The organism is Gemella haemolysans, from assembly GCF_901873445.1.
Lineage (GTDB): Bacteria > Bacillota > Bacilli > Staphylococcales > Gemellaceae > Gemella > Gemella haemolysans_C.
Map to the genome: position 1 here is coordinate 1 of NZ_CABFLN010000057.1, position 2,806 is coordinate 2,806.

Below are 2,806 nucleotides of genomic sequence, written 5' to 3' on the forward strand. Positions count from 1 at the left end.
AAACTTTTTATATTAGTATTTTATAGTTATAACTTACTTTATTCTATCTCTGTATACCCAGTTGAAAATCCACTGCAAATTAATAAATGGCTTCTTTTCTTCTGATTCTTTTAATATAGGTTTAAAATTCTCGTAAATATCTTCCTTGAGTTTATTTTCATCTACTGTTGATATATCTACATATTGCCAATTGTTACCAGAATCTACAACTTCTTTCAACTTAAAATTTTCATCAAAATAATAATTTTTTCTTTTTTCATCCCCATATATATATGTATTCATACTTTCATAATACTTATACGTAAAATAAACATTTTTTTCAACATTTTGAACTGTCTTATCTTCTTGAATTTTATGTTTATATTTAAAACCATCTTTCTTACCAAGAATATCTAAATTCTCTGTAAATATCATCAATTCTAAATCTCTGACATTACTACTTGGTGAATGTTTTGCATAATACACTGAATTACCTTTTAAATTTGTATCCCCTATAAAATAAATTGTTGCTAACGCCAATATCACTAGCATAATTTTTTTTATCATTTTACCATCTCCTCTCTTAAAACCATTTTTTTATCCAGTTTTTTGCTTTATTATATTTACCTGATATCCAATTACTTGCTGGCTTAATAACTTTGTTATAAATAGGCTCTACAAAAGGTTTTACTACATTATTATATCCCCATTTTGCAACTGGTTTAATAACTTTATTATAAACTGGTTTTACTACATTATTATATCCCCATTTTACAACTGGTTTAATAACTTTATTATAAACTGGTTTTACGACTTTATTATATTCCCATTTTGCAACTGGTTTAATAACTTTATTATAAACTGGTTTTACGACTTTATTATAAACTGGTTTTACTATATTACTATATCCCCATTTTACAACTGGTTTAATGGCCTTATTATAAACGGGCTTTACTACATTATTGTAAATTGGTTTAGCTACTTTATTGTACATAAATGAAGAAATTGGACGAATAACCGCATTATAAATTGGCTTAACTACTCTATTAACAATAGGTTTTATAATCTTATTGTTAATCTTATTTGCAGTAAATGTTACTACTGCCTTAGCAGTTACTATAGTATCTGCAACAAAATTACCAAAGCGAGCAGATGTTTTTTTTGTTGCATATGCTAAAGGATCTTTCTTCAATTCTGCAAAATTATTAATTAAACTTGGAATTATTTTTTCTTCAATCATTTTCTTAGGGTCAGTACGAAATTCTGAAATTCCATTTTTTATATTCAATAAAAATAACCCTAACGCTGCTAATGTAACAATGCTTCCAAATTTTAAGATTGTAGAATAATTATTCGCCCCAGTACCTTCTGATTTTAATTCCAGAACTTCTTTATAATATTCTCCGCGTTTTTTATTCAAGTTATCTGTACTATAATATTTTTCTATTCTTTCATTCAAAGGTAAGTCTTTGAATTTAGGATGATATTTAAGTACATACGCATCTATATCTGTAATTAAATCTTTATCATCTATAATTGTTAACTCATCACCTAATAGTGAATTTGCTTGGAAAAATGTATCGCTAGGTGTAACACCAACAATATTTAATGGAGAAAGACCAGCTATAAATTTTCCAACTTCTTTATACCAAACACTTTTTTCTGATGTTGCTAAAGGCATTGCTAAATGTGGAAAATCTATTTTATAATTACTTTTTCTATAAATATTACTTAATAAATCATCCACATCTTTACTTAAGTTCCTTGGTTTTTCTCCGAAGTCATTAGTACTTTTTTGTAAGAAACTATCATGATATGAACTATATGCAATCGCATTTGCTATTGCGTGATTAATTTTATTTTGATCGTTTCCATATTTTGTACGAGCATCTTTCTCAACTTCATGAATATAATTCAAGAATTTTTTCTTTTCTTCTTGGGTCATACCAGTATTTTCTAAAAATGGATCTTTTTTCTCCTGAACTCCTGTTTCTTTAGTGTTATAACTTACATTATGAGATGATGATTGAATTGAAGGTGTGTTTTTGAAAACAGGAGATTCTTCTACATATATTGTCTTCTTAGCACTTGAACGATTAGCTACGAACGGTACTACATTTGATACTATCCCAGTTTCCGTGTTTTGCTTATTTACTTCTCTCTTAGGAGCTGTCTTTACGGGATTCTTTGTCCCTTCACTTGGCTTTTGTTCCTGTTTAGGTACTTTTTTATATACAAATTGATAATCTACATCTTTTACCGCAATTTGTTTTAATTTATTCGGTGTAATGAAGCCATCCATTGAATTCGGGGTATAACTAATTGTTTGCCCCTCTAGGACAGTAAATGTCTTACTCTCTTGAACTTTAGTACCTTGTTCATCTACAAAGTGTAATGTAACTTTATGTTCTGGCTGATAAATAAAGGTAATTATCGGGTTATTTTTATCTATAACATTTTTATCAATATTTACTAATCTATACTTTGGAATATTTATAGAATCAACTTTATAACTTTTATCTGTAAAACCTGAATAATGTTCTTCTTTTTTTAATTCTTTTCCACCTTTTTTGTTAATTTTCGAACATTGATTATAACATATTATAGATATTTGTACAAAAAATATATTCGCAATAAAAAAAGACCTACCGTAGACTAAAAAATCTACGATAGGTTTAAACTCTATCTCTAAATAAATATATTATGAAATTCTTATTCTCTCTTCAACACAATTAAACAACTATATTTTCAAACTTTTTATATTAGTATTTTATAGTTATAACTTACTTTATTCTATCTCTGTATACCCAGTTGAAAATCCACTGCA

General features: G+C 27.1%; 2 protein-coding genes. Both read right to left on the bottom strand.

Annotated features, from left to right (window positions below; genetic code table 11):
* Window positions 1–33: 33 nt before the first annotated feature.
* The gene (locus JX287_RS07025) at window positions 34–546 is read right to left on the bottom strand and encodes a hypothetical protein (protein ID WP_204644127.1); all 513 of its coding nucleotides are present in this window, start codon (window positions 544–546) and stop codon (window positions 34–36) included.
* A gap of 16 nt (window positions 547–562) precedes the next feature.
* The gene (locus JX287_RS07030; protein WP_204644128.1) at window positions 563–2,677 is read right to left on the bottom strand and encodes a MucBP domain-containing protein; all 2,115 of its coding nucleotides are present in this window, start codon (window positions 2,675–2,677) and stop codon (window positions 563–565) included.
* Between the last annotated feature and the right edge of the window lie 129 nt (window positions 2,678–2,806).